This is a genomic window from Kitasatospora sp. NPDC059408, from assembly GCF_042751525.1.
GTDB lineage: Bacteria > Actinomycetota > Actinomycetes > Streptomycetales > Streptomycetaceae > Kitasatospora.
The window spans coordinates 21,211-40,442 of the sequence record NZ_JBHYWI010000082.1; the positions used below are offsets into that span (position 1 = coordinate 21,211).

The 19,232-nt window shown below is 74.4% G+C and carries 16 protein-coding genes; 8 read left to right on the top strand and 8 right to left on the bottom strand.

Going from position 1 to position 19,232, the window contains the following annotated elements; genetic code table 11:
- Window positions 1–138: 138 nt before the first annotated feature.
- Window positions 139–822 (bottom strand): response regulator, encoded by a 684-nt coding sequence (locus ACFXDE_RS36150; RefSeq protein ID WP_380498647.1) that lies wholly within the window; start codon window positions 820–822, stop codon window positions 139–141.
- A 99-nt stretch (window positions 823–921) separates the two neighbouring features.
- Here ACFXDE_RS36150 and ACFXDE_RS36155 point away from each other — a divergent pair, with 99 nt between their 5' ends.
- Window positions 922–2,505, top strand: coding sequence for a purple acid phosphatase family protein (locus tag ACFXDE_RS36155; RefSeq protein ID WP_380498648.1), 1,584 nt, complete (start codon window positions 922–924; stop codon window positions 2,503–2,505).
- Window positions 2,506–2,647: 142 nt separating this feature from the next.
- Here the strand turns inward: ACFXDE_RS36155 and ACFXDE_RS36160 are convergent, their stop codons facing one another.
- Window positions 2,648–3,841 carry a sensor histidine kinase gene (locus ACFXDE_RS36160; RefSeq protein ID WP_380498649.1) on the bottom strand — a complete coding sequence of 398 codons (1,194 nt, stop codon included), beginning with the start codon at window positions 3,839–3,841 and terminating at the stop codon, window positions 2,648–2,650.
- Window positions 3,842–4,051: 210 nt separating this feature from the next.
- On the opposite strand from ACFXDE_RS36160, the gene ACFXDE_RS36165 reads away from it, so the two are divergent.
- Window positions 4,052–4,621, top strand: a complete 570-nt coding sequence (locus ACFXDE_RS36165) for a hypothetical protein (RefSeq protein ID WP_380498650.1) — start codon at window positions 4,052–4,054, stop codon at window positions 4,619–4,621.
- 209 nt (window positions 4,622–4,830) lie between these two features.
- Entirely contained in the window at window positions 4,831–5,562 is a 732-nt protein-coding gene (locus ACFXDE_RS36170; RefSeq protein WP_380498651.1) for a (2Fe-2S)-binding protein, read from the top strand.
- A 129-nt stretch (window positions 5,563–5,691) separates the two neighbouring features.
- On the opposite strand, the gene ACFXDE_RS36175 is transcribed toward ACFXDE_RS36170, so the two are convergent.
- From ACFXDE_RS36175 to ACFXDE_RS36195, 5 genes are all read right to left on the bottom strand, one after another.
- Complete coding sequence (locus tag ACFXDE_RS36175; RefSeq protein ID WP_380498652.1) at window positions 5,692–6,765, bottom strand: hypothetical protein; 1,074 nt, start codon at window positions 6,763–6,765, stop codon at window positions 5,692–5,694.
- Window positions 6,766–6,920: 155 nt separating this feature from the next.
- Window positions 6,921–8,498, bottom strand: coding sequence for an alpha-amylase family glycosyl hydrolase (locus ACFXDE_RS36180; protein ID WP_380498653.1), 1,578 nt, complete (start codon window positions 8,496–8,498; stop codon window positions 6,921–6,923).
- A 136-nt stretch (window positions 8,499–8,634) separates the two neighbouring features.
- Window positions 8,635–9,267 carry a bifunctional 4-hydroxy-2-oxoglutarate aldolase/2-dehydro-3-deoxy-phosphogluconate aldolase gene (locus ACFXDE_RS36185; protein ID WP_380498654.1) on the bottom strand — a complete coding sequence of 211 codons (633 nt, stop codon included), beginning with the start codon at window positions 9,265–9,267 and terminating at the stop codon, window positions 8,635–8,637.
- Window positions 9,264–10,943, bottom strand: a complete 1,680-nt coding sequence (locus ACFXDE_RS36190) for an amidohydrolase family protein (protein ID WP_380498655.1) — start codon at window positions 10,941–10,943, stop codon at window positions 9,264–9,266. The genes ACFXDE_RS36185 and ACFXDE_RS36190 overlap by 4 nt, the downstream gene beginning before the upstream one ends.
- A complete protein-coding gene (locus tag ACFXDE_RS36195; protein ID WP_380498656.1) occupies window positions 10,943–12,259 on the bottom strand; it encodes an alanine racemase in 1,317 nt (438 codons plus the stop codon). The genes ACFXDE_RS36190 and ACFXDE_RS36195 overlap by 1 nt, the downstream gene beginning before the upstream one ends.
- A 223-nt stretch (window positions 12,260–12,482) precedes the next feature.
- Here ACFXDE_RS36195 and ACFXDE_RS36200 point away from each other — a divergent pair, with 223 nt between their 5' ends.
- From ACFXDE_RS36200 to ACFXDE_RS36215, 4 genes are all read left to right on the top strand, one after another.
- Window positions 12,483–13,748 (top strand): sugar kinase, encoded by a 1,266-nt coding sequence (locus ACFXDE_RS36200; RefSeq protein WP_380498657.1) that lies wholly within the window; start codon window positions 12,483–12,485, stop codon window positions 13,746–13,748.
- Window positions 13,745–14,494, top strand: coding sequence for an IclR family transcriptional regulator (locus ACFXDE_RS36205; RefSeq protein WP_380498658.1), 750 nt, complete (start codon window positions 13,745–13,747; stop codon window positions 14,492–14,494). Before ACFXDE_RS36200 ends, ACFXDE_RS36205 begins: the two co-directional genes overlap by 4 nt.
- Before the next feature lie 32 nt (window positions 14,495–14,526).
- Window positions 14,527–14,934: a RidA family protein gene (locus tag ACFXDE_RS36210; RefSeq protein ID WP_380498659.1), complete on the top strand. Its 408-nt coding sequence runs from the start codon at window positions 14,527–14,529 to the stop codon at window positions 14,932–14,934.
- Window positions 14,935–15,054: 120 nt separating this feature from the next.
- Window positions 15,055–15,780 carry a DUF2470 domain-containing protein gene (locus ACFXDE_RS36215; RefSeq protein ID WP_380498660.1) on the top strand — a complete coding sequence of 242 codons (726 nt, stop codon included), beginning with the start codon at window positions 15,055–15,057 and terminating at the stop codon, window positions 15,778–15,780.
- 32 nt (window positions 15,781–15,812) lie between these two features.
- On the opposite strand, the gene ACFXDE_RS36220 is transcribed toward ACFXDE_RS36215, so the two are convergent.
- Entirely contained in the window at window positions 15,813–17,339 is a 1,527-nt protein-coding gene (locus ACFXDE_RS36220; protein ID WP_380498661.1) for an APC family permease, read from the bottom strand.
- Between the two features lie 296 nt (window positions 17,340–17,635).
- Between ACFXDE_RS36220 and ACFXDE_RS36225 the strand changes: the two genes are divergently transcribed.
- Window positions 17,636–19,087, top strand: a complete 1,452-nt coding sequence (locus ACFXDE_RS36225; protein WP_380498662.1) for a sensor histidine kinase — start codon at window positions 17,636–17,638, stop codon at window positions 19,085–19,087.
- Window positions 19,088–19,232: the final 145 nt, after the last annotated feature.

A 19,232-nucleotide genomic window follows, 5' to 3' on the forward strand; every position in this document is an offset into this window, starting at 1 on the left:
CGGCTCCGTGGACCGCTCTTTCACGCCCTCTGCCGACTTCACCGCTGACGACTCACACCTGCCGAGTTCAGCCCTGCCGGCTCACCCCTGCTGACTCACCCCTGCCGACTTCACCCCTGCTGACTCGCCCCTGCTGGCTCACTCCTGCCGGCCGGGCACAGCGAACCCCATCTCCCAGGCGTGCACCGCGATGCCCACCCGGTTCCGCACCCCCAGCTTCCGCTGGATGCTGGCCACGTGCGTCTTCACCGTCCCGGCCGAGATGAACAGCTCCGCGGCGATGTCCGCGTTCGTCCGCCCCGCCGCGACCTGCCCGGCGATCTCCACCTCGCGCTCCGTCAGCGCCACCACCGGTGCCGGACGGCCGGCGCCCCGGCGCGGCGCCGTCACGTGCCTGAGCAGCCGCACGGTGACCGACGGACTGATCAGGCTCTCGCCCCCGGCCGCCGCCCGCACCGCCTCCGCGAGCAGCGCCGGCCCCGAGCGCTTCAGCAGGAACCCCGACGCGCCGAACTGCAGCGCCGGGTACACGTATTCGTCCAGGTCGAAGGTGGTCAGCACCACGACGTGCACGGACCCCGCGAGCCGCCGGGTCACCTCCAGCCCGTCCATGCGCGGCATCCGGACGTCCACCAGCGCCACGTCCGGCCGCAGCCGCGCGGCCAGCTCGACGGCCGCGACCCCGTCCGCCGCCTCCCCCACGACCTCGATGTCCGGCTGCGCCTCCAGGATCCGCCGCACCCCGCGCCGGACCGCCTCCTGATCGTCCGCGATCAGCGTCCGGATGAGCCGCTCCCCCGGAGCCCCGTTCGTACTCGTCACGCCCGGCAGTCTCCCACGCGGGTGCCGTTGCCGGACGGGCCGGAGTGTTCACGCCGGAAACCCGGCGTGGTTCACCTGCGGACCGTCAGGCTGGCGGGCATGAACGCATCCAGTGGACGTCCCCCCGTCAGCAGGCGCGGTCTCCTGGCCGGCGCCACCGGCCTCGGGCTCGGCGGCGCCGTGTCCCTCTCCGGCGTCGCGGCGACGCCGGCCGCCGCCTCCCCACTGCTGTGGGAACGGCCGGACCGCTCCGGTGCGCCGCGCGTCGCGGGCCTGCACCTCCAGTTCGGCGCGGACGCCTCGCGGGAGGTCGTGGTGTCCTGGCACACCACCGCGTCCGTCGCCAACCCCAGGGTGATGTACGGCACTTCGCACGGCGGCTTCGGCCGCAGCGAGGACGCGTCGACCACCACCTACCGCGACGCCCAGTCCGGCACCGAGGTCCAGGTGCACCACGCCCGGCTGAGCGGCCTGCGCCCCGACACGGACTACGTGTACGCGGCCGTCCACGACGGCGCCACCCCGGAGCTCGGCACCGTGCGCACCGCGCCGCGCGGCCGGGCCGCCTTCACCTTCACCAGCTTCGGCGACCAGGGCACCCCCACCCTCGGCAAGCAGACCGCGAACGGCTGGGCCAACGACAACCTCGGCAGCCTCGCCGCCGGCGACACCACCGCCGGGGTCGAGCGTGTCGCGCCGCTGTTCCACCTGGTCAACGGCGACCTCTGCTACGCCAACCTGGCCACCGACCGCGTCCGCACGTGGTCCGACTGGTTCGAGAACAACTCCCGCTCCGCGCGCCACCGCCCCTGGATGCCGGCGGCCGGCAACCACGAGAACGAGAAGGGCAACGGCCCGATCGGCTACGGCGCCTACCAGGCCTACTTCGACCTGCCGTCCTCCGGCTCCGACGACGAACTACGCGGCCTCTGGTACGCGTTCACGGCGGGCGCGGTGCGCGTCATCAGCCTCAACAACGACGACGTCGCCTACCAGGACGCCGGCAACTCCTACGTCCACGGCTACTCCGGCGGCGCCCAGCAGCGCTGGCTGGAACGAGAGTTGGCCGCCGCCGACGCCGACCCGGAGATCGACTGGATCGTCGTCTGCATGCACCAGGTGGTGATCTCCACCGCCGACAAGTTCAACGGCGCCGACCTCGGCATCCGCGAGTCCTGGGTACCGCTGTTCGACCGGTACGGCGTCGACCTCGTCGTGTGCGGCCACGAGCACCACTACGAGCGCTCGCACCCGATCCGCGGCCAGCAGCCCACCGACACCCGCACGCCGATCCCGGTCGCGACCGACACCGGGACGATCGACACCACCCGGGGCACCGTCCACATGGTCATCGGTGGCGGCGGCACGTCCGCCCCCTCGAACCATCTGTTCTTCAGCCCGGCCAAGGCCCGCGTCATCACCGGCGTCGGCGCGGTCGACCCCGCCACCGGCAAGCGCCCGCCGCTGTACGTGATCGAGGACGCGCCGTGGTCCGCCTTCCGCGACGCCGACAACCCGTACGGCTTCGCGGCGTTCGAGGTCGACCCGGGCGAGCGCGGCGGCGACACCAGCATCAACGTCACCTACTACTCCGTCAGCGGCCCGTACGGCGACCTCGTCTCCGTCGACCGCTTCACGCTCACCCGCCCGCGCGGCTCCCGCGGCGGCGGGCGCGAGCTCTGACGGAGCGGGGGCGGGGCCGGACGACTGACGGCGAACAGATAACAGATGACAACTTTCAACATCTGTTATCTGTCATCTGTTTTCTGTTCGCCGTCATCCGTCCGCCGTCCGCCGCCCCCTCCCGCGCCCAGCACACGCCCCGTTACCGCCCCGGCAGCGTGCACACGACGCGCCAGCCACCAGCTCCGTGCGGCCCGGCCATGAGCGTCCCGCCGTGGGCGGCGATCCGCGCCGTGAGACCGACCAGGCCCGTGCCGCCCGCGCCGGGGCGGCGGCGCAGCAGCCTGCGGCCCCGCCGAGCACGAGAACCGCCGTCGTTCGTCACGGAAACCTCGACCTCCATCCCCACCGCGCCACTCACCCGAACGACCACCGCGCCCGCCCCCGGAGCGTGCCGGCGGACGTTCGTCAGCGCCTCCAGCACGACGGCGTACACGGTGGCCCCGGCCTCGGTCGCCAATAGGGCACCCGGGTCCGGCGGCAGGTGGACAGTGGCGCGCGTGCCCCCGGCCGAGTCGAAGCGCGCGACCAGTTCGGGCAGGTCGGCCGGCCCGTACCGGCGCGCTTCCCGGACGGCCTCGCCGGACTGGGGGTCGCGCAGCGCACCGACCATCTCGTCCATCGAGTCGAGCGCCCGCAGGCCCGCCTCCTCCAGGCGCCGCAGCAGGGCCGCCGTCTCCTCCCCGTCCTGCGGCCCGAGTTGGCCCGCCTGCGCCTCCAGCACGATCCCGGTGATCTCGTGGGCGACGAAGTCGTGGAGCCCGCGGGCGACTTCGAGCCGCTGCTCGCGGCGCGCCCGGTCGACGGCGCGTTCCCGCCGGGCGTCCAGCACGCGCAGGTAGAGGGAGGCCCCGGCCACCCCGAGGGCGGGCAGCAGCGCCGGCAGGAGCGCGATCAGCGACCCCGCCCAACTGCCGTGCGGCATCCGCAGGGTGAAGCGCAGCGGCAGGAGCGCAGCTGCGCACCCGACCGCCGCGCCGACCACGCCGACCCACCGCCCGGGCACCCGTCGCACGACCCGGAACAGCACCGCGAGCAGCGCGAGCCACTCGAACGGCAGCCAGAACGCGGGCAGCCGGTACGGCCCGGAGTACCCGACGTCGAGCAGCAGTGACAGGCCTGCCACGGCCCCCGCACCGGCCGCGAGCGCGATCCGCCCAGCAGGCCACGGAATCTGCGCGGCCACCGTCACCACCGCCGCCATCACGGCGACGAGCAACGCCGCCCCGTGCTCGCCCGGGTGCGCCAGCACGACGGGCAGCAGCAAAGCCACCCCGGCCATCAGCGCCGGCACACGACGGAACCGGCCGACGCCGGACGGGAGATCGGTACGCACACACGCGAGCCTACGGGCAGCTCTCCCGGGGGATGCCGGGGGATTCGGCCTCCTCCTCCCGGTGGAGGCAACTCCACTCCACAGCGGGAGGTTTGGCAGACCCGCACCGAGCAGAGTGGTTCCCGACGCACCTGCCACCGCGTCCCACCCACACACAACCCACCCACACACGACCCGCCCACACGCAACCCGCCCACAGGAGGACGGACCATGAACCGCCGCCTCGCCACCGCCGCAGCCGCCTTCTGCCTCCTGGCCGCGACGATCACCGCCGCCGTGCCCGCGAGCGCCACCGCCGGCACGCCCGCCGGCACGCCCTTCGACACCCACTCCGACGACTTCGGGCCGGTCAGCGTCCACGGCGCCGCCGGGACCGTCCTGACCACCACGTTCACCGGCTTCGAGGGCGACGCCGTGCGGATCGAGGTGGACGCCCGCGCCGACGTCAACACCGACCCCCGCACCACCCGCGGGCACTTCCACGTCACCCACGTCCACACCGACGGCCGGCTGGTCGCCGACTTCTCGGGCGACATCACCTGCCTGGGCGTCGGCGGCCGGGAGGCGATCGCGACCGGCGTGGTGACCAGCGGCGAGGCGCCGTGGTTCCCGGGCCGGACGCCGGTGGGCGCGAAGGTGGCGCTCACCGTGCAGGGGAACGGGCGGCACGCGGGCCGGGTCGGCTGGGTGTGGGGCATGTTCGGCGCGCCGGTGTCCGACTGCCAGGGCACGGTAGCGTTCCTCCCCACCACCAGCGGCGGCTTCACCGTGCGGGGCTGAGCCCGCCGGGCCGCCCGACCGAGCTCGGAGGCCCGCCCGATGACCGCCCGCACCACCCCGTCCGGCGACCGGCACGGCGAACGTGCCACACACCCCGTACGTGCCGAGCGCGCCGCACGCGCCGAACACCCCGAACCCTCCGAACCCTCCGAACCCTCCGAACCCTCCGACCAGGGCGCGGGGTTCACCGACCACGCAGGGGATGGCCGGTGAACCCCGCGCCCGCCGCCGACCTCCGCCGGCTCGCCGCCGTCGGCCCGTACTTCGCCCTCGGCACGGCCACCTCCGCCGACGACACCCCGCCGCCGGGCTACCGGCCGCTGCGGGAGCTGTACGACGGCGGGCCGGACGGACCGCTGGCGGCGCGGGTGCACGTCGTGGCGCGGCGGCTCGGCACCACCGAGCTCCGGGTCGCCGCGTCGATCCTGCACCTGGGCCTGGCCGCGCGGTTCTGGTCGGTCGGCGTGGGCGCGGCCGTCCTGCTCGGGGCGGTGCCGTCACTGGAGGAAGCGTGGATGCGGATCCCCGACCAGGGCCCGATGGACCTGTGGACGCCACAGCGGACACCACAGGGCCGGCCTGCCACCGGGACGCTCCCGCAGCAACTCCACGACGCCATCGTCTACGGCCAGTTGGAGCCCCTCGCCGCCGCCGTCCGCGCCGTCGTCCCGCTCTCCGCCCGACTGCTGCTCGGCAATTCCGCGTCCGCCCTCGCCGGCACCCTGCGCGTCCTGGACGGTCACGCCCCGGACGCCGCCCGCACGTTGGTCGCCGAGCTGCTGGACCAGCCGCCACTCGCCGGGTCGGGCACACTCCGCACGGGCCCGCACGGCACGGCGTTCCGGCGCCGCAGCTGCTGCCTGTACTACCGCGTGGGCCCGGGCGCCGGCGTGTGCGGGGACTGCTGCTTCACCCGCCCGCCGTCCGCCAAGAGACCCTGAGTCGATAGCGGCCACGGCGACGAGAACGCAGCAGCCCACCCCCGGTTTGTCCAGGGCCGGGCGCGGGCCGTCGATCCCCCGCCCGGTGCCGATGCCCTGACACCGGGCGAAGTCCTCATCCGTCCGCGGTCAGACCGCGACCGCCTCCTCCATCTCCTCCTCGGCCTCGACGTCCGCCTCCTCACCCCGCGCAGCCTCCAGGGGGCGGCGCCCGCGCCGCTCGTACAGGGCCGCGGCCACCATGGCCGCCCCGCCGAGCAGGAGCCACACCACCAGCGCCAGGACGTGCCCGCCCAGGCCGGCCCCGCCGTCGAAGTAGAGGATGCTGCGCGCCCCCTCCAGGAAGCCGGCGCCGGTCCAGAAGCCGTGCAGGGTCCCGAAGAAGGCGTTCTGCAGCTCGGGGCGGTAGATGCCCCCGGAGGTCGTGAAGTTGAGCATCACGAACAGGACCATCATCGTGAGCGTGGTCCACTTCTTCAGGAAGGTGTGCAGACCGATGCCGATGAAGACCACACCCGCCGAGTAGAGCCAGCCGAGCGCCCACACCACCGCCGCGTCGTGGTCGACGACGTGGAACACCGGGCCTGCGGTGACGATCCCGATCACGCTCACGACGAGCGAGACCACGAGGCCGACGAGCGCCCGGATCCGCATGCCCAGCGCCGCGCCCGCCGCGCCGATCACGGCGACGCTCGCGTACGAGCCGATGCTCAGCGCGACCAGGAGGAAGAACAGTCCCTGTCCGGTCGGGTCGCCCTTGGTGGGCGTCGTGAGGTCGGTGACGTGCAGCGGGACGCCCTGCCGGTCGGTGACGCCGGTGAAGACCGCCGTGGCGGCGACGACCGAGGTGTCCGAGTCGCCCTTGGCGACGATCAGTTCGGGGCTGCGGGCGTCCGGCACGAACGCGCCGACCAGGTCGCGGTCCTTGAGCCGCTGCTCGGCGGCGGCGCGGTCGGGCAGCGTGCGGACGTCGAGGGCGTCCCCGGCCTTCGCGCGGATCGCCTGCGCGAGGCCCTGCGCCTGCGGGGTGGTGCCGACGACGGCGACCTTGAGGTGATGCGGTTCGGGCTGGTGGAAGGCGCCCTGGTAGGCGAGCGCCATGCCGAGGCACATCAGCAGCGGGGTGATCAGGTGGACGGCGAGGTGCTTGAGCGAGTGCCCCAGGGCGGGCGCTGCGGCGGGGTTCCGGGGTGTGCTGCTCATGGCGTTCGTACCGTCCTCCGATGACGCGGTGACACTGTGCTACGTGAAGAGATAAGTGGCACATACAACCAATGAAGGTGGTAAATGCAACCATCTATGGATGTAGCTTACAACTATCCGACATCGATCGGAAGCGGGCCCCGGAGGCCCCGGACTCACACCAGCTCGAACACCCCGTACCCGAACCCGTCCGCCCGCAGCTCCCCGTCCACGACCCGCACGCCCTGGGCGTCCAGCGCCCGGACGGCCTCCCCCAGCGGCACCGCACCGGGCTCCCGCCGCGGATTGACGGCCACCAGGTACCGCCCCGACCGCGTGTACACCAGCGGGTACCCGGCACGCCGCACGTCCACCCCGCCCGACGCGCCCAGCCCCGGGTGCGCCCGCCGCAGCGCGATCAGCCGCCGGACGGTGTGCAGCAGCGAGGTCGGGTCGGCGCGCTGGGTGAGCACGTCCGGCCGGTGCGAGTCCGGGTCGACGGGCAGGTAGAGCCGCTCGGGTGCGGCGGTGGAGAAGCCGGCCGTCGGGCCGGGCGTCCACTGCATCGGGGTGCGCGAGCCGGCCCGGTTGTAGCGCGGGCCGAGCACGCTGCCCTCGGTGTCGGGCAGGCCCGGCACGTACCGCATGCCGATCTCGTCGCCGTAGTAGACGGCGGGCAGGGTCGGCCAGGTGAGCAGGAACGCGAAGGCGGCGGGCAGTTCCTCGGCGGTGCGCGGACCGGTCGCGAGGCGGGAGAAGTCGTGGTTGGCGGTGGGCAGCACGATGTGGCCGCTGTCCTCGGTGAGCTCGGCGGCCGAGCGCCACGCGTCGAGGAAGACCTGCGGCGTGCCGCGGCCGTCGGCCTCGAAGTAGCACGCGCCCTGGTGCCAGAACTCCTCGACCGTGCCGCCGTTGTTGTTCCAGAGGGAACGCAGCGGGAGGCCGCGGTCGGCGCCGCCGAAGTGGAGGAAGAAGTCGGCGTGGAAGCCGGCCGAGAGGGCGGCGGCCGGGTCGCCCCACTCGGCGAACAGGGCGGCCTGCGGGTGGGTGCGGTCGAGCCAATCGCGCAGGCCGGTCCAGAGCTTCCCGGTCTCGGTCCGGTCCGGGTCGTCCTTGACGAGCGAGTACGCCATGTCGACGCGGAAGCCCGCCACGCCGAGGCCGAGCCAGTGGGACATGATGTCGCGCAACGCCGCCCGGTTGGCGCGCGGCCCGTCCGCGTCCACCGGCTGGCGCCAGGGTTCGTCGGAACTCGGGCGCGCGTAGCCGAAGTTGAGGGCGGGCTGGCAGTCGAAGAAGTTCGGCCGGTAGAAGCCGGGACGGCTGCCGGGCGAGGCGACGAAGCCGTCCGTCTGCCGGTCGGACCAGATGTAGCGGTGGTCGGCCGGGTCGTCGACGGCGGCCAGGAACCAGGGGTGGCGGTCGGAGGTGTGGCCGGCGACCAGGTCGAACAGGATCCGGATGCCCTTGCGGCGGGCGGCCTCGACCAGGGCGACCAGGCCGTCGGTGCTGCCGTAGCGCGGGGCGGGGGTGAAGTAGTCGGTGATGTCGTAGCCGGCGTCGCGGAACGGCGAGGCGAAGCAGGGGTTGAGCCAGACCGTGTCGACGCCGAGCCAGGAGAGGTGGTCGAGGTGCTCGGCGATGCCGCCGAAGTCGCCGATGCCGTCGCCGTCGGAGTCGGCGAAGCTCTGGGGGTAGATCTGGTAGAGGACGGCGTCGGCCAGCCAGTCGGGGCCGGGGCGGGTCGAGGTCATGGGCTGGGTCCTCCTGCCGGGTCCGGGGCCGGGTCCCCCGATTCTCGCGCAATCCCGCCCGCCCCGACAGTGCGCCGCACCAGCGCGCCGACCTCGCGGCCGGGACCCCGGCGGCGAGCCCGCCGCGCGCCCCGCCCTACCGTCCGCAGGCCTGCGTGAAAGCCCGGGCCCGGCGCGTGATCTCCGCCCAGTCCCCCGCCGCGACGGCGTCCGGCGGCACCACGTCCGTGCCCGCGCAGACCGCGAACGCGCCGTGGGCGAGGAACGCGGCGGCGTTGCCCGCGTCCACCCCGCCCGAGGCGACCAGCGGGACGTCCGGGTACGGGCCGCGCAGGTCCTTGAAGTAGCCGGGCCCGAACGCCTTCGCCGGGAAGATCTTGACGGCCGCCGCGCCCAGGTCGACCGCGTGGGCCACCTCGGTCGGGGTGAGCGCGCCGAGCACCACCGGCACCCCGGCGGCGTGCGCGGCGGCGGCCACCTCGGGCCGGCAGCCGGGGGTGACGAGGAACGACGCCCCGGCCGCGACCCCGCGTTCGGCCTGCTCCGCGGTCAGGACGGTCCCCACTCCGACCCGCCACCCGGCCTTGGAGGCGGCGGACAGACACTCCGTCACATGCGGTGTGGTGTACGTGAATTCGGTCCAGGTGATGCCACCTTCGGCGAGCGCGGCGCACAGCGCGGCGGCGTCCGGGATCCGCGGCGCGCGGACCACGGCGAGGACCCGGTCGTCGCTCAGAGCGGAAAGGGGGGAAGGCGCGGGGGAGGTCACAGGGCTCGGGCTCCTCGATCGGTGCGGCGCAGGGCTCGCCCGGGCCTGGCGCCCGTGGTGCGGCCCTGCCGGACGACGGCGGTGCCGTTGACGTAGACGTGCTCGATGCCCTCGGCGGGCAGCCGGGGCTGCTCGAAGGTGGCGGCGTCGCGGACCCGCTCGGGGTCGAAGAGCACCAGGTCCGCGTGGTAGCCGGGCGCGATCCGGCCGCGTCGGTGCAGCCCCAGCCTGGCGGCGGGTCGCCCGGTCATCCGGGTCACCGCCTCCTCCAGTGTGAGCACACCCAACTCCCGTCTGTAGTGGCCGAGATAGCGAGGGAAGGTGCCCCAGGCCCGCGGGTGCGGACGGGCGCCGACGAGCAACCCGTCGCTGCCCACGGTGTGCGCGGGGTGGCGCATGATCGCCCGGACGTTCTCCTCGTGGCCGACGTGCTGGAGGATCGTCGTGGCCAGTTCGTCCCGCCGCAGCAGGTCGAGGAAGACGTCCGTGCCGCCGCTCCCCCGTTCGGCGGCGAGCTCGGCGACCGTCCGGCCGACCGCGTCCGCCAGTTCGGCCGAGCGGACGCCCGAGACCTGGATCGTCGCCCAGTCCGTGACCACGCCGTGGCAGCCGTCGCTGCCCGTCTCCTCCACCGCGTGCCGGATCCGCTCGCACGCCGCCGGGTCGGCGAGCCGGGCGAGGGTCGCGGCCGGGCCGCCCTCGGTGGCCCAACTCGGCAGCAGGGCCGCCAGGGTGGTGGATCCCGGCAGGTACGGATAGCTGTCCAGGGTGAGGTCCACGCCGTCGGCGAGCGCCGCGTCGACGAGGTCCAGCAGTTCCCCGGCCCGGCCCGCGTTGACGCCGAAGTTCATCGTCGCGTGGGTCAGGTGCAGTCCGCACCCGCTCCGCCGGGAGATCTCCACCATCTCCGCGTACCCCTCCAACGCACCCGCACCGTAGGAGCGTTGGTGCGGCGCGTGGAAACCTCCGTAGGCCGCGACCACCGTGCACAGGTCGACCAGCTCGGCGGTGTCCGCGTACGTCCCGGGCGTGTAGCTCAGCCCGCTGGACATGCCGACCGCCCCGGCCAGCAGTCCGCGCGCCAACTCCTGGCGCATCCGGTCGAGTTCGAGCGGGGTCGGCGCGCGGTCGGCCCAGCCCATGGCGAGCATGCGCAGCGAGCCGTGCGGGACGAGGTAGCAGGCGTTGACCGCGGCCCGGGTGCGGTCGAGGCGGTCCAGGTAGCCGCCGACGTCGCGCCAGTCCCAGTCGAGGTCCGCCGGATCGCCGTTCCAGCCCGCGAGTTGGCGGCGCAGCGCGGGCAGGGTGGTGTCGTCCACCGGGGCGTACGACAGTCCGTCCTGCCCGAGGACCTCGCAGGTGACGCCCTGGGTGACCTTGGCCGGGTGCTCGGGTTCGAGCAGCAGGGCGAGGTCGGAGTGGGCGTGCATGTCGATGAACCCGGGGGCGAGGACGAGCCCGTCGGCGTCCACGACGCGCCCGCCGTCCGACCCGGCCCCGCGCCCGCCGTCCGGCCCGACCCCTCGCCCGCCGTCCGGCCCGGCCGCGATCCCGGCGATCAGCCCGTCGGCGATCCGGACGTCGGCCCGGTAGCGCTCCGCGCCGGTGCCGTCGACGACGGTCGCGCCCCGGAAGACGACCGCCCCGCCTGGCTCCCCGCCCTCGCCCCGGTTCATCAGAAGAACGTCCTGACCAGCCCGGTGACCTTGGGCTCGGCCGCGTCCGCGGAGTCCAGCACGGGGATCGCGGTCCACTTGTCGAAGGCGGTGCACGGGTGGGATACGCCGAGGCGCAGCACCGCGCCGACGGGTGCGAGGTCGCCGGCGTCCCGCAGGAACGCGTGCTGGTCGTTGAGCGCGGTGATCCGGGCCGCTGTGTCGGTCAATCCGGCGCCCCCGCGTACGAGTTGCGGCTCGGGCATGCCCTCGTCGAAGGGCAGGTCGCGCTTTCCGGCGTCCAGCAGGGCGAGTTGCGGTTCGGGCCGGGAGACCACGCGTGCCCAGCCGTGCAGGGCGCCCCGGAAGGGAGCGTCCCCGGCACCCCGGACGAGCGGCGAGATGCCGCGGTAGAAGCCGTCGTCGTGCGCGACGTAGGCGCCCGAGCGCAGCACGGTGAACGCGTCCGGCAGCGCGGCCAACTCCTCGACCACCAGGTCGAAGTAGGCGCTGCCGCCGGCCGAGACGATCGGCGGCGCGTCGTCGGGGTAGGCGCGGGCGAGCCGCCCGTGCAGGTCGGCGAGCGCCTTGAGGTAGCCGCGGACGGTGGCGAGCTTCTCGGCCGTCGCGTCGTGGGCGAGCGCTCCCTCGTACCCGCCGACGCCGGCCAGCCGCAAGGTCGGGGCGCGCAGGACGGCGGCGGCGACCTCGAAGGCCGCGTCGACGCCGCGGGCGCCGGTCCGCCCACCGGGGCCGCCGAGTTCGACGAGCACCTCGACGGGCCGCTCGGCCCCGGCGGCACGCAGCGCCTCGTCCATCAGCTGGACGCTCTCGACGCCGTCCACCCAGGAGACGAAGCCGAACTCCGGGTCGGCGTCGAGTTCACCGGTGAGCCAGCGCAGCCCGACCGGGTCGAGCAGGGTGTTGGCGAGCAGGATCCGCTGGACGCCGAAGGCGCGGGCGACGCGGACCTGGGGCAGGTTGGCGAGGGTGATGCCGTGGCTGCCGGTGTCCAGCTGCGCCTTCCAGAGGGCGGGCGCCATCGTGGTCTTGCCGTGCGGGGCGAGGGCGACGCCCGCCTTGGCGCACCAGTCGGCCATGGTGCGCAGGTTGTGGTCGAGGGCGGCGGCGTCGAGGGTGAGCAGCGGGGTGCCGAGCCCGCTCAGGGTGGGCCCGGTGGCCAGCCAGTCCCGGACGGTACGGCCGTGCCCGTCGGCCGGGACCGCCTTGAACCGCCAGTCCAGCACCTCGTCGGCGAGCGCCGCGACCGCGGCGGCGTCGATGCCGGGACCGGTGCCGGCGCAGGCGAATGCGCCGCGTGCGAAGGTCTGCCCCACTGTCTTCCTCCATCAGCCAGGTTGCAGCATGCGCAACGAGGGTTGCACATGCTGGCATCACGGTTCTAGCATCGGCGCCGGACCACGGTCAACGGAACCGCCCCCGGACCACGGTGAGCGGAACCGACCTCAGCCGGTGAAAGCCGTCGAAGGCCGTCGAAAGCCGTCGGAGCCGGTCCGATGCCGCCGCCCCGGGCACAGTCGCAGACGAGGAGCCCAGCAGATGCCGCCACAGGACGCCCCGGGCCCGGCGCGCCCCGGCCCGCCGACCGCCGTCTGCGTGGGCGAGTCGATGGCCGTCCTGCTGCCGGACCGTCCGGGCCCGCTGGAGGCGGTGGACACCTTCCGGCTGTCGGTCGGCGGCGCGGAGTCCAACGTCGCCGGGGCCCTCGCCACGCTCGGCGTGCCCACCGCGTGGATCAGCCGGGTCGGCGACGACGGCTTCGGCCGCCGTCTGGTCTCCGAGGTGGCCGCCCGCGGGGTCGACGTCTCGGCCGTCGCGGTGGACCCGCACCGGCCGACGGGCCTCTACCTCAAGGAGGTCGGCGGATCCACCGGCCACCACCACGACCTCGGCCCGGGCCGCAGCCGCCTGCACTACCACCGCCGCGGCTCGGCCGCCGCCGCACTTTCCCCGGCCCTGCTGGACGATCCGACGGCCGCCCGCCTGCTGGCCGGCGCCCGGCTGCTGCACCTGTCCGGCATCACGGCCGCGCTCTCCGACGACTGCCTCGCCCTCCTGCGCGCCCTGCTCGTCGGCCCACGCCCGAGCCACCCGGACACCCCGACGAGCCCGGACAACCCCACGAGCCCGACGCGCCCGACCAACCCGACGAGCCCGAACACCCCGGACACCCAGAAGACCCGCCCCCGTCGCCTGGTGAGCTTCGACCTCAACTGGCGCCCCGCACTCTGGCGCGACCGCGACCCGACCGTCCTGCCACCGCTTCTCGACGCCGCCGACGTCCTGCTGCTCGGCGCCGACGAGGCCGAGGCCGCGTTCGGCACCGGCGACCCGGCCGTCCTGCGGCGCCGCTTCCCGTCGCCCGCCACCATCGTCGTCAAGGACGCCGCCCGGGCCGTCACCGCGCTCGGCCGGGACGGCTCCGCCGTCACCGAACCGGCCCTCGCCGTCGAGGTCGTCGAGGCCACCGGCGCGGGCGACGCCTTCGCGGCCGGCTACCTCGCCGGCACGCTCCGCGGCCTGGACCAGCGCCGCCGGCTGCGCCTCGGCCACCTGAGCGCGGCCTGCGCGCTCACCACCCACGGCGACCAGGCCGAGCTGCCGCCCGCGCCCGTCGTCGCCGCCCTGCTCGACGCCGCCCCCGCCGCCTGGGCCGCCACCCGCGTCACGGCGAGCGCCATCAGCAGCCCCGCGCTCGACTCCCGGGCGAGCCGGACCGCACCGGACCGGACCACCCCGGACCCGACCACCCCGGACCCGACCACCCCGGACCGGAGCCGGACCACCCCGAGCGGAGCCCGATGAGCCAGACCGTCAGCCGCGCCCTGCGCATCCTCGCCGAGCTCGGCGAGGGCGATCGCTCCCTCGACCAGCTGGCCGAGGTGCTCGGCGTGCACAAGACGACCGTGCTGCGCCTGCTCCAGAGCCTCGAAGCGGAACGGTTCGTCTACCGCGACGCCGGCTACCGCTACCACCTGGGCGCCGGCCTGTTCGCCCTGTCCGGCCTCGCCCTGGAGCAGCGCGGCATCCGCCGCATCGCCGCCCCGCACCTGGCCGAGCTGAACGCCGCCACCGGCCAGACCGTCCACCTGGCCGCGTACGAGGGCGGTGAGGTCGTCTACATCGACAAGTTCGACTCCCGCCACCCGGTCAGGATGTACTCCCGGATCGGCCTGCGCGCCGCGCTGCACAGCGCCGCCGTCTCCAAGGTGCTGCTGGCGGACCTGCCGCTGCCCAAGCGGCGCCGGGTCGTGGCGGGCGTCGACTTCACCCCGCACACGGCCAACACCCTCACGTCGCCCGAGGCGCTGCTCGCCGAACTGGAGCGGGTGGCCGCGCAGGGCTGGGCGCAGGACCACGCGGAGCACGAGGCCTTCATCAACTGCGTGGCCGCGCCGGTCCGGGACGCGAGCGGCCGGGTCGTCGCCGCCGCGTCGATCTCGGTGCCGGACGTCCTCCTCTCGTACGAGCAAGTGCTGGACCTGCTACCGCAGTTGCTCGCCACCACCCGCGCCATCTCGGCTGACTGCGGTCGACCGGAACAGATCTGACACTCCGTCAAAAGAACGAGCGAAGGATGAGCATGAGCGACAAGACCGAGATCCGCACCGACGGCGCACCCGCCCCGGCCTGGCTGTTCTCCCAGGGCGTGCGCAAGGGCCCGATCCTCCAGGTCTCCGGCCAGGGCCCGCAGGACCCCACCACCGGCGAGTACCTGCACCACGGGGACGTGAAGGCGCAGACCCGGCGGACGCTGGAGAACGTCAAGGCGATCGTGGAGGCCGGCGGGGCGAGCATCGAGGACGTCGTGATGTTCCGCGTCTACCTCACCAAGCGCGCCGACTTCGCGCCGATGAACGAGGTCTATGGGGAGTTCATCGCGGAGAACATCAAGCCCGGCGGCGTGAAGCCCTGCCGCACCACGATCTTCGTCGAGCTGCCGCAGGAGCCGATGCTGGTCGAGATCGACGCACAGGCCGTCGTCTCCTGACACGCCGCGGAAGAAGTGGCCGACGGCCGGGCCCGGACGCTTCACGCGGTCCGGACCCGCCGCTTGCCACCGGCGCCCGCCACCCTTAGGTTAGGCTCACCTAACCAACAGGAGGTCCGCATGGCCACCGCGCGCCAGCACCCCGCCGACGAGGCCGCCGAGCCCACCACCGCCGAGCGGGTCCACAGCCTGCTCACGGCCACCGCGTCGCTCACCGTCCGCGCCCTCGGCGAGCACCACGACCTCGCCGGCCCGGTGGCGGTCCACGGCTCCCGGCTCCGGCTGCGCGCGCCCATCGACGCCCCGCTGACCCTCGCCGCCGTCGACGCGCCCGACGGCCTCGCCGTCGTCCTCGACGTCACCGACGTCTCCCCCGTCGCCGTCCGCGACCGGATCCGCGGCCGCCTCTCGCTCGCCGGCCGGCTGCGCCTGGCGCACCTCGCCGACGACGGCCTCAGCGTCCACCTGCGCGTCGACACCGCCCACGCCGTCCTGTCCACCCCGTACGGCACCGGCGCCGTCACCGCCGCCGAACTCGCCCTCGTCACCCCGGACCCGCTCGCCCGCACCGAGGCCGGCCTGCTCACCCACCTCGCCGACGACCACGCCGACGCGCTCGCCGTCCTCACCCGGCTGCTCGACCCCGCACTCCTCGCCGGCCGCCCCGCCGTGCGCCCGCTCGCCCTCGACCGCTACGGCCTGGTGCTGCGCCTGGACCACCCGCACGGCCACCGCGACGTCCGCCTGGTCTTCCCCGAACCGGCCACCGACACCGAGGACTTCGGCCACCGCATGCACGACCTGCTGGCCGCCGCCCAGCACGCGCTGCCCGCCCACCGCACCTGAGAACCGTCAACCCCAAAAAACCTGACGGACCGTCAATCACGTTCCGCCGCATCCTCCAACACGATCCGCCCCATCCGCGCGTAGAGCTCCGGCCGCCGCCACCGCATGACGAGCGCCAGCACGATCCCGCCCGCGAAGGCACCGATCACCAGGTACGGGATCAGCCGGAACAGCAGCGTCCCGGCGGCCGCGCCCGCCGCGGTGCCCCGGTTCACCACCAACAGCGCGACCACCCCCGCCATCGCCACCCCGCCCGCCACCGGCGCCGTCAGCGTCCGGAACCAGTGCCTGGTCTCCGGGTGCCTCCCCAGCACGTGGAAGTACCCGACCACGGCGAACGAGCAGAGCGTCTGCACGATCAGGATCGCCATCGTCCCCAGCAGCGCCAGCAGCGTGTACAGGTGCAGGTACGGATCCATACCGGCCGCCAGGAAGGCGAGCACCAACCCCGCCGCGATCCCCGACTGCACCACCGAGGCGACGTGCGGCGAACCGTGCCGCGGGTGCGTGCGCCCGAGCGCCGGGTGCAGGAAGCGCTCCCGCCCGATCGCGTAGAGGTACCGCGCCGCGCACTGGTGGAAGGCCATCGCGCACGCGAACGACCCGGTGACGACCAGCCATTGGAACACCCGCACCGCCCACGCCCCGAGGTGCGCGCCCAGAGGGTCGAAGAACAGGCTGTTCCCGTCCTTGCCCGGCACCGCACCGCTCGCCACCGCGACCGCGTGCTCCACCCCGTTGCCGGACACGATCATCCAGGACACGAACACGTAGAACAGCCCGACCCCGACCACCGACGCCAGCGTCGCCCGCGGCACCACCCGCTTCGGATCGCGCGACTCCTCCCCGTACATCGCCGTCGACTCGAACCCCACCCACGACGTGAACGCGAAGAACAGCCCGAGCCCGGCCGCCGCGGCGCCCGAACCCCCCACCCCCTTCAGCGCGTTCAGCGGATTCACCGCCTCGCCGACGATCCCGTCCGGCCCGCCGCCGGCCGCCAGCACCGCGAGCGACACCGCCCCCAGCACCCCGACCTCCAGCACCAGCGCCACCCCGAGCACCCGCGCGGTCAGGTGCAGGTCGAACCAGGCCATCACCCCGATCACCAGCAGCCCGGCCGCCGCGTACCACCCCCACCCGAGGTCCACTCCCAGCTGCGCCCGCACCAGCCCGCGCAGCGCGTACGCGAAGAAGCCGACGACGGAGGCCTCGAAGGCGACGTACGCGAGCAGCGCGAGCAGCCCGGCCGCCATCCCCACCACGCGTCCGAGCCCGTGCGAGACGTACCCGTAGAACGCGCCGGCCGCGGTGATGTGCCGGGCCATCGCCACGTACCCGACCGAGAACACGGTGAGCACGAGCGTCGCCACCACGTACGCGGCGGGCGCGCCGGCCCCGTTGCCCTGCCCGACGACGATGGGCAGGTTCCCGGTCATCGCGGTGATCGGAGCGGCGGTGGCGACCGCCATGAACACCACCCCCACGAGCCCCACCGACCCCGGCTTCAGCCGGTCGACCCCACGCTCCGCCGCCCGCTCGCCACTCTGGACCGCCATCCGCCCGCCTCCGCCCATCGCGCCCGACCACCGCACCCGACCACCGCACCGACCGGCGCCATCGCAGCACGCCGAAGGCCCGCACGCCGAACAAATCGTCAACGAACGACCAGTCCGGCCACTCCACCGGACGCAGTCTTGATCTCCACGTCAGCCGGCTCTCATCGCCGTCTCACGGTCGCGGTGGATCGTGGCCCGACGAAGGACGAACAGCCGGGGGAACTGGAGCCATGACGGCAGAGGACAAGGAAAGACCGGGCAGGGAAAGACCGGGCACGGCCCACTGGTTCGGCCGGATGACGCTCCGCGGCCGGCTCGCGCTCTTCACCGCGGCCGCGGTCTCACTGGCGGTCGTGGCCTGCGCGGTGGCCGGCTGGTTCGTCGCACGCGACGAGATGGTCAACCAGGTCGACCAGACGCTGTCGCACGCGTGGATGCCGGGCGACCGGCCGCCGAGCGGCGCGCAGATCAAGGCACTGAACGACTGGTGCAACGGCGCGGCCGGGCAGCCCTGGATGCCCAGGGGGGACACCGTCCCCACGGTGATCGTCGCCGACGGCACCTCCTGTCCGCAGAAGGACCCCCGCGCCGTGGTCGTCACCCCGGACGACCTGCCCGTCGCGCAGAGCGGGAGCAGCGGGCCGCACGCCGCCTCGCTGTTCCGCGACGGCCACACCGTGGACGGCACCCCGGTGCGGGTCTACGTGGTCAGCTTCGGCCCGGTGATGTTCGACAACGCCGCCTCGACCGCCGCCGTGGCGCTCGCCCAGCCGCTCGAACCGGTGCAGGACGCGCTCACCGAACTCGCCCTGATCACCGCCGGCGCCGCGGCCGTCGTCATCGCGCTCGCCGCCGCGGGCGCCCTGTGGATCGCCCGCACCGCCCTGCGCCCAGTCGACCGCCTCACCCGCGCGGCCCAGCACATCGCCCGCACCCAGGAACCCGGCGTGACGATCGAGGTCTCCGGACACGACGAGATCGCCCGGTTCGGCGAGGCCTTCAACGCGATGAGCACCGCCCTCGCCGGTTCGCTGGACAGCCAGGCCCGGCTGATCGCCGACGCCGGCCACGAACTGCGCACCCCGCTGGCCTCCATGCGCACCAACGTCGACCTGCTCATCCGCAGCCAGGAGTCCGGCCGCCCGCTGCCCGAGGCGACGCTCACCCGGATCCTCGGCAACATGAAGGCGCAGATGACGGAACTCTCCACCCTCATCGGCGACCTGCTCGAACTGTCCCGCCCCGCCGACGCCCGCGGCGCGAAGCCGCTGCCCGTCGTCGCCCTGCACGACATCGCCGCCCGGGCCGTCGAGCGGGCCGAACTGCGCGGCCCCGGCCTGGTGTTCGGCGCGGACCTGACGCCCTGGTACGTGCGCGCCGATCCGCACGCGCTGGAGCGCGCGGTGATCAACCTGCTGGACAACGCGGTGAAGTTCAGCCCGCCCGGCGGCCGGATCGGCGTCTCGCTGGCGGACGGCGAACTCGCCGTCCGCGACGAGGGCCCCGGCATCGCCGCCGAGGACCTCCCGCACGTCTTCGACCGCTTCTGGCGCTCCCCGTCCGCCCGCCAACTGCCGGGATCCGGCCTGGGGCTGGCGATCGTCGCCCGCACGGTCCGCGCGGCCGGCGGCGAGGTCGCGCTCGCACCGGCCGGCCCGGACGGCGGCACCGTCGCGACCGTCCGGCTGCCGGGCGCGGCCACACCGCCGCCGGAGACGCCCCCGCCGGCCGGCGCCGACCGGAGCTGAGGCCGGCGACGAGAACGGCAGGCCGGAAGACAGCGACCGGCCCGGCCCACGAGGAGTCCTCGTGGGGCGGGGCGGGGTGGGCGTGTCCCGCGCCCCAGGCCGGCGGTGGGGCGCTCCACCGGGCGAGCGGTCACCCGCCATGACC

What these genes read in the sequence shown, in the direction of transcription:
- ACFXDE_RS36180 (WP_380498653.1), bottom strand. Translation starts at nt 8,498, where the DNA reads ATGACCTCGACCCGCCCCGGCCCCGACTGGCTGGCCGACGCCGTCCTC.
- ACFXDE_RS36210 (WP_380498659.1), top strand. Translation starts at nt 14,527, where the DNA reads ATGAGCGACAAGACCGAGATCCGCACCGACGGCGCACCCGCCCCGGCC.
- ACFXDE_RS36220 (WP_380498661.1), bottom strand. Translation starts at nt 17,339, where the DNA reads ATGGCGGTCCAGAGTGGCGAGCGGGCGGCGGAGCGTGGGGTCGACCGG.
- ACFXDE_RS36205 (WP_380498658.1), top strand. Translation starts at nt 13,745, where the DNA reads ATGAGCCAGACCGTCAGCCGCGCCCTGCGCATCCTCGCCGAGCTCGGC.
- ACFXDE_RS36155 (WP_380498648.1), top strand. Translation starts at nt 922, where the DNA reads ATGAACGCATCCAGTGGACGTCCCCCCGTCAGCAGGCGCGGTCTCCTG.
- ACFXDE_RS36190 (WP_380498655.1), bottom strand. Translation starts at nt 10,943, where the DNA reads ATGAACCGGGGCGAGGGCGGGGAGCCAGGCGGGGCGGTCGTCTTCCGG.
- ACFXDE_RS36215 (WP_380498660.1), top strand. Translation starts at nt 15,055, where the DNA reads ATGGCCACCGCGCGCCAGCACCCCGCCGACGAGGCCGCCGAGCCCACC.
- ACFXDE_RS36175 (WP_380498652.1), bottom strand. Translation starts at nt 6,765, where the DNA reads ATGAGCAGCACACCCCGGAACCCCGCCGCAGCGCCCGCCCTGGGGCAC.
- ACFXDE_RS36200 (WP_380498657.1), top strand. Translation starts at nt 12,483, where the DNA reads ATGCCGCCACAGGACGCCCCGGGCCCGGCGCGCCCCGGCCCGCCGACC.
- ACFXDE_RS36225 (WP_380498662.1), top strand. Translation starts at nt 17,636, where the DNA reads ATGACGCTCCGCGGCCGGCTCGCGCTCTTCACCGCGGCCGCGGTCTCA.
- ACFXDE_RS36165 (WP_380498650.1), top strand. Translation starts at nt 4,052, where the DNA reads ATGAACCGCCGCCTCGCCACCGCCGCAGCCGCCTTCTGCCTCCTGGCC.